General features: G+C 52.0%; 3 protein-coding genes and 2 pseudogenes. 2 read left to right on the forward strand and 3 right to left on the reverse strand.

The window, feature by feature from the left end:
* Positions 1 to 54: 54 nt before the first annotated feature.
* Positions 55 to 939: a zinc ribbon domain-containing protein gene (locus tag Q0932_RS20320; RefSeq protein WP_299357077.1), complete on the reverse strand. Its 885-nt coding sequence runs from the start codon at positions 937 to 939 to the stop codon at positions 55 to 57.
* A gap of 162 nt (positions 940 to 1,101) precedes the next feature.
* Here Q0932_RS20320 and Q0932_RS20325 point away from each other — a divergent pair.
* Both Q0932_RS20325 and Q0932_RS20330 read left to right on the forward strand, forming a co-directional pair.
* Positions 1,102 to 1,779 (forward strand): annotated as a pseudogene (locus Q0932_RS20325) (IS3 family transposase); the annotation flags it as partial.
* Between the two features lie 471 nt (positions 1,780 to 2,250).
* Positions 2,251 to 2,934, forward strand: a complete 684-nt coding sequence (locus Q0932_RS20330) for a class I SAM-dependent methyltransferase (protein ID WP_299357079.1) — start codon at positions 2,251 to 2,253, stop codon at positions 2,932 to 2,934.
* A 9-nt stretch (positions 2,935 to 2,943) separates the two neighbouring features.
* Here the strand turns inward: Q0932_RS20330 and Q0932_RS20335 are convergent, their stop codons facing one another.
* Entirely contained in the window at positions 2,944 to 5,856 is a 2,913-nt protein-coding gene (locus Q0932_RS20335) for a glycoside hydrolase family 99-like domain-containing protein (RefSeq protein WP_299357081.1), read from the reverse strand.
* Positions 5,857 to 6,262: 406 nt separating this feature from the next.
* Positions 6,263 to 6,435, reverse strand: a pseudogene (locus Q0932_RS20340) (IS3 family transposase); the annotation flags it as partial.

The following is a 6,435-nucleotide window of genomic DNA, read 5'->3' on the forward strand; positions in this document are numbered from 1 at the left end:
GCGGGATGGAGCAGCCCGGTAGCTCGTCAGGCTCATAACCTGAAGGTCGTAGGTTCAAATCCTACTCCCGCAACCAACTTTAGCGAACTTCTCTAAAGTTCCGACCGTCGGAACAGACAAACCCGCTGATCCAGCGGGTTTTTTTGCGTTTAGGAGCTCCGCCATCTTGCCTTCAAACACAACGGTGCGCGCACGCATAACGTCGTCATAGCCAATGATGATCTGATCGATGAACCTACGCATCTCGTCTCCTGCGCGTCCAGCGACACTTTCGTCAGACAAAGTCTCGGCCAAATCAGAAATATGGGCACGATAGATTGCGGGCAGGTCGTCTGGCAGGTCTACTTCTCCTGGCGTCATCTCGGAGCGCTGCGCTTTCAATTTGTCGAGCTCGGCTATGACTTCATCGAGGCGTTCCACGATAGTTCTGTTGGCATAGCCTCCCTCAACAATGTCCATCAAATTGGCTTTCTTGGCCTCGTGATCGCGGATCTGACTGTCTTTGAGACGCAAGTCTGCTTCAATCGCAGCACCTGACGCATTTTGGTGCCGTAGAAAGTCAATTTTGAATTGCTGATAAGCTTCATCTTGTAGAAGACCATCGCGCATTCGCGAAACAACTTCCTCTTCAATGATTGTTTTGCGGATGCCCGGCAGGTCTGCACAGACCGCCGGGCCCTTTTCCTTAGCATTCGCACAGTAATACATCTTCCGGTCTCCGGAGCCCCCACCAATGGTCAGGTTGCCCTGACATCGCTCGCACTTGAGAAGACCTGACAGAAGAAACTTGCGCCGACGTAGGCCTTGCGAGACCGAAAGTCCGTTCTTGTCTGTTGATGTTCGGTTGCTCCGAGACTTGGATTGCTGTTCCTGACGGGCTTTTGCAGCTTCCCAAAGCTCAGTGTCTACGATCTGCAGATCCGGAACGTCGAAAACCACCCACTCGCTTGGGTCATTGAGGAACGATGTCTTTTTGCGAGTGTCAGGTGTCTGACGTCAGCGCTTATGGGTCCAAATAGGGCGGTTTGATAAGGGAGAGTTTCTGGCTCATCGTAACCACTGAGGAGTGGGACATGAGAAAGACAACCAAGAGCCCCGGCGAGAAGATCGTCAACGGCCCTGTTGCGCATCGAAGGATGGCGCGTCAATCACAAGAAAATCGAACGGTTGTGGAACGAAGTAGGATTGCAGTTGCCCCACCGCCACAGGAAACGTAGGCGGCTTTACCACAAAGAAAGCTCTGTCATCCGCTTGCGCCCGACGCACCCCAACCACATCTGGGCCATTGATTTTGTCCACGACACATTGAGCAATGGGCGCGGTTACAAGATGCTGACAGTGCTGGACGAACATACTCGTGAGGCTCTCTGTGTGGCGGTGCGGTCCAGGATGAATGCTAACGACGTTTTGGGCGCGCTACACAGGTTGCTCATGAAACACGGCAAGCCCGAGTTTATTCGCTCCGACAACGGGCCTGAGTTTATCGCGGGCGCCTTTCAGGATTGGCTAAAAAAGGTCGGCATTCAGCCGATACAAATCTACCCAGGCAGCCCTTGGGAAAATGGCTACAACGAAAGGTTCAACGGAACACTGAGAAGAGAAGTCTTAAATGCCGAATGGTTCCACAGCACGAAGCAAGCGCAGGTCGCAATCAATGTTTGGCTCAGGCAGTACAACCAAATCAGGCGCCATCACGCATTGAATATGCGACCACCCGTTCCCGATCTCGAAACCCTATTAGAGAAAACCAAAATCACTGGTACTGAAACTGGGGGCTAGACAAAATCCACGGAGATTACCTGACCGATGGTATTCTGACATTTCATAATTTCGGGTGGGATTTGATCGAACGAGCCAAAGACTTGGATGCTTCTCAGTCGTTCATGGAAGTCTGCTACTCACCCTAATTCGGCTTTTTCACAAAAAACAGGCCTGTGTGGTCGTCGTATCTGCCCCCCAATCCGGGGAATATGCTTCCTCTTGTTCTAATCGCAAAAAAGGGGTATTGATCGTGATAGCACTGTAAACTATGCGCTGGGTGGCAGCAAAAGCGCTCTGCCGAAACTTCGCTACCTCTCAGGTCTGAGTGACCACATCCAAGAGGGAGCCCCTTTTATAGCGTGAATAGGCAGCACTTTGCGGCCAACGGCTGGGGATATTTGTTGAGTTTAGGGGCTTCGTTATTTTACAAGAAATCATTGGCACAAAAGTGGGTTTGCTCAAAGGGAGGTGTTCATAGAACAGAGTAACGTGAAATGTTCTATTTGTGGCGGGAATAGCTTTGGTCGCCACCGCGTCCTGTGGCCTGAATTGATCGCGCAATGGAACCTTGCAGCGCACGAGGTTGACTACATTGACCGACAGCAAGGAGAGAAATGTACCTCTTGTGATGCAAGCCTTCGGCACATCGCTCTTGGCAACGCTTTCCGCACCGCAGTTTCGGAAGGCCGCACTATTCGCCAAATCGCGGCAGCAAAAATCGATTTAGATATTTTGGACGTAAATGGTGCCGAAGTCATATCGGACACCCTCTCCGAGCTTCCGAATTATGTACGGGGCGACTATCCCGAACTCGATTTGCAGAATTTGCCTTATAGCGACAACAGCTTTGACGTCATACTGCATTCAGACACACTAGAGCATGTGCCAAATCCGTTGCAAGCGTTAAGCCAATGCTTGCGCGTTCTGCGTCCAGGCGGGTGGTTGTGCTTCACAATACCCATAGTCGTCGAGCGTGCCACTCGATCACGTGCAGGGGAACAAAAGAGCTATCACGGCAATCCAGCGATGGGAAACGACGACTACGTTGTTCATACCGAGTTTGGTGCTGATGCTTGGACTTATCTGGCACGCGCTGGATTTACTCAGATTGGCATAGAAGTCGTCTCATTTCCGGCTGCGCATGCGCTGATGGGACGAAAAGACATAATTTGAACACTGAGCTCAAATAGACTTCAGGCTGTAGCCGGCATGCTCAACCAAGTTGACAAAAATTCGTTCCAGAGCGTGAGCGCGGGTTCCATCCGCGAGCCCACGCTCGACATCGAAATCATTGATATCAAGTTTTGAAAGTGCCGCAATCGCTTTGGGGGAAATCCAGAACATGGTCCCAGCTACAAAACGGCCTTCCCTAAAACAAATCCCCATTTGGGAAGCCAGCCTTTTTACATCGGCCCTATTGTTCGCCATGTTGCGGTCGTCATGTCGAATGATGGATTGCTCTGCAGCAAGCATGCCGAGCTTTGTATCCCTGTCGAACAACCCGAGAACCGCAGGATCAATAAGCGCGGACAGCATTGATTTTCGGATCGTATCACCATCCTCGCGATAGACGGATTTCTTACCGTGCACCTTGCAGATTGCACAATAGTTGAGATGCGCAATCCGTTGCATCATGAGCAAAAATGGGCGGACATCCCGACCTCGGTTGTCCACAATCTCGACATGTGCCGCCGGCATGCTAGCCTTGATCATCATCGCAGTTTCAAGAGCTGTCGTCGTGACGTAGACATCTAATGATTTTGGCGGCATTGCCTCGATCTTTTCTTTGAGTTCCGGCCATGTGTCGGCATAGTGCACGTGGGCTAAGATTGCAAAGCGCGCTTCCGTGGCATGGCGAACGTCGGGGCTCAGAAACGGTGCGGCCGGCGCGTCATAATTGGCCAGTACCTTGCGTGTTGCTTCAAGATAACCGTACCCATAGCGCTGATCAGGCTCTAGGTGCGTGCCTTCCGCCCATTCGTTCCACGCATTGATGAAAACAATCCGTTCATCGTCTGACAGGTCTGGGTCCTTGGCAGCCTTCTCAACATTTGCCGCCAACCACTGACTGTAGCGAGTCAGGCTAAAATTCGTGAAAACGTGTGCCTTCATGCCCCGCCGCGCTGTGTTGTCCCACGATAGCATCGACGTCCGAAACTCCCTGTGGGCGGGTGTGCCCTTACGTACTTCAGTTGATACGGCCTTGTCATAGTCATAGATCCAGCCTTGGAAGTCGGGGGTCAAGTTTTCTACTTGTTCAGTAACCCTTGTGTTATCAACCGCATGAGGCGGGAACTGCATCGTAGCATCAAGGCCCAGTTCGGCAGGCGGGCGAGACTTCGATGTCTGGGCCGAGACCACATAGAGCCCATCCAGCCCCATCTCGCACGCTTGGGCGCGCCACATCTGCACGGTCTCTTTGAAATTAGGAATGAGATGTGCGCGGTAGACCACGAAGAGTGGTTTGCCGTTGATGCGGATGTAGCGTGGATCCTCCATAAAAGGCTGCAGATAGGCCAACATGGCTCGCGAGTCTTCAAGAGAGTGATCCTGCGAAATCAAGATCTCCTCATTCAGCCCATCCCAGCGGCGGGTCCAGTTTTCATTGGCCCAGATCATGCAAAACGGCATATCGACATTGGGATTGTCCCGCATCGCCTCCAATGGCTTTTCCATCAGAAGCTTTCCGGCAAACCAATAAAAATAATATGCGAACCCGGAAATTCCGTAGTTCCGGGCAAGTTTTGCCTGCTCTTCCATAACTTCCGGTACGCGCAGGTCATAATAGCCCAGATGAATGGGACAATGGGGCTGGTGATGACCAGGATAGAGCGGCTGTGTCTTGCCTACATTGGTCCATTCCGTAAAGCCTTTCCCCCACCATTCATCATTTTCAGGGAAGGGATGATACTGCGGAAGGTAGAAGGCTATTGCCTTGACGACGGTGTCCAGCGCGTTGTTGGACATGTGTTCGACAAATCCCTCCTGCACATCGGAATACTTGACAACGGGCACATCAGGCCCGTCGCCATAGCGGCTAAACGGCGGGATGACGCCCTCAACCTCGCGGTAGCGTCGCCATTCCTGATAAGCGCCCACCTCTGTCACCTTAGAGAGGACTCCGTCGATCATTGAAGGCATTTCGAGACGTTCCGGCCAGATCTTCTTCGGGCGCCCACGGCGTTTTCGCAAACTATTGGATAGGCGCCGTTTCGTGCGCGTACCCCTCCACCACTTGCTTTGGAGAATTTCATTTGCAACCGATGTGTTGTAGCGCAGGTGATTCAGAAGTTGAGAAATTGCTTGCTGTTGCGTTGCTTGCTCCTTGACTTGCTGCTCGAGAGCTTGCTCAGCCGCATACGGCTGTAAAGGACTACCGGGAATTTCAAATGCAGAATTGGGTAGCTTTGGAAGTTCCTTATCGGATCCCAGCAGCAAGTCATACCGGGCGTTCGGAACTCCGTCGCGCACCCCACTGCCAGAAAAGGTACGAAACGGGGCGGTCTGGTCGTTTGCAATGATCGAAGCGGCACTTAGGCGTTGAGCATAGTGACAGGTATTTGAAAAATACTTTCCAATCAGCTCCACAAATTCATTAGTGTAGAGTTCCTTGACGTGAAACGGGTTAGCGTAGCCGGGTTTGTCCGAGTATTCGAGTTTATTGGGGCTCGAGATCATCAGCAACCCTCCCGGCCGCAGCACCCGGCGCACCTCCAGCATCATGCGATCATGCTCAACTAGATGCTCGATCGTTTCAAAAGAAACAACCATATCTACCGAAGCATCTGGGATCGGAATATCAGTTGCACTGCCAACCTTAAATAACAAACGGGGGTCACGGTAATGGAACTTCGCGTGCTCGACAGCGGGCGCACTGATGTCGACCCCGACAACCGATTTGGCATTTGCCGCAATAATATCAGATCCGTAGCCTTCACCACACGCAATATCGAGTACATCCAACCCTGAGGCGATACTGCCAGCCAGCCGGTAACGGTGCAAGTGTTCTAGCTCGATGGTGCCTGGATACTCAGGAAGGAAGCGCTCTCCATCATAAGGAAGTTTCACCGGCTTACTTCTGTCGCTCTTAGTCATTACGTTTTCTCAGCTCCATGTCATACTCTCATTGGTCGGTGCTGCTGCATCATTGGCCCATGGGCTGCAGTATCGTCGCATGATTTGGTTTCAAGATAGTTCGCTGTCTGGAACTGCCGCCGTGATAGGTCCTTCCTTTCATATGAAAACATAAACAGCGTCAAGTCCACAACTGTCTTAGATCCCTAGAACTATGCCACAATTTTGTGTCTTGGGAGGACGTAGGGGTGGCTCGGAGGCGGTAATCGGATGGTCTTGTCTAGCTCCAATTTCAGTACCAGTAATTTTTGATTTCTCTAATAAGGTTTCAGGTGCCGGCGGGCGCATGTTCAACGCGTGATGAGGCCCGACCTGGGTGTACTGCCTGAGCCACACATTGATTGCAGCCTGGGCTTGTTGTGTGGTGTGGAAGTTGCAGGCCCTCTTCACCCCATAAGCGTTCGACTTTCTTGTGGTTGACCCATTGCCCGGCAAGCGATTGCAAAGCAATCTGCCGAGAGGGGCCAGTCCTCCATCCGCTGCAGAGCCGTCACCTTCCGATAGCCATAGAGACCATACTGTTTGGCTAGCCGGATCATC

Origin of the sequence: uncultured Shimia sp., from assembly GCF_947498095.1 — a bacterium.
Classification (GTDB): Bacteria; Pseudomonadota; Alphaproteobacteria; order Rhodobacterales; family Rhodobacteraceae; genus Shimia.

Excerpts from the sequence above, each read along its gene's own strand:
- Q0932_RS20335 (WP_299357081.1), bottom strand. The coding sequence starts at position 5,856 with ATGACTAAGAGCGACAGAAGTAAGCCGGTGAAACTTCCTTATGATGGA.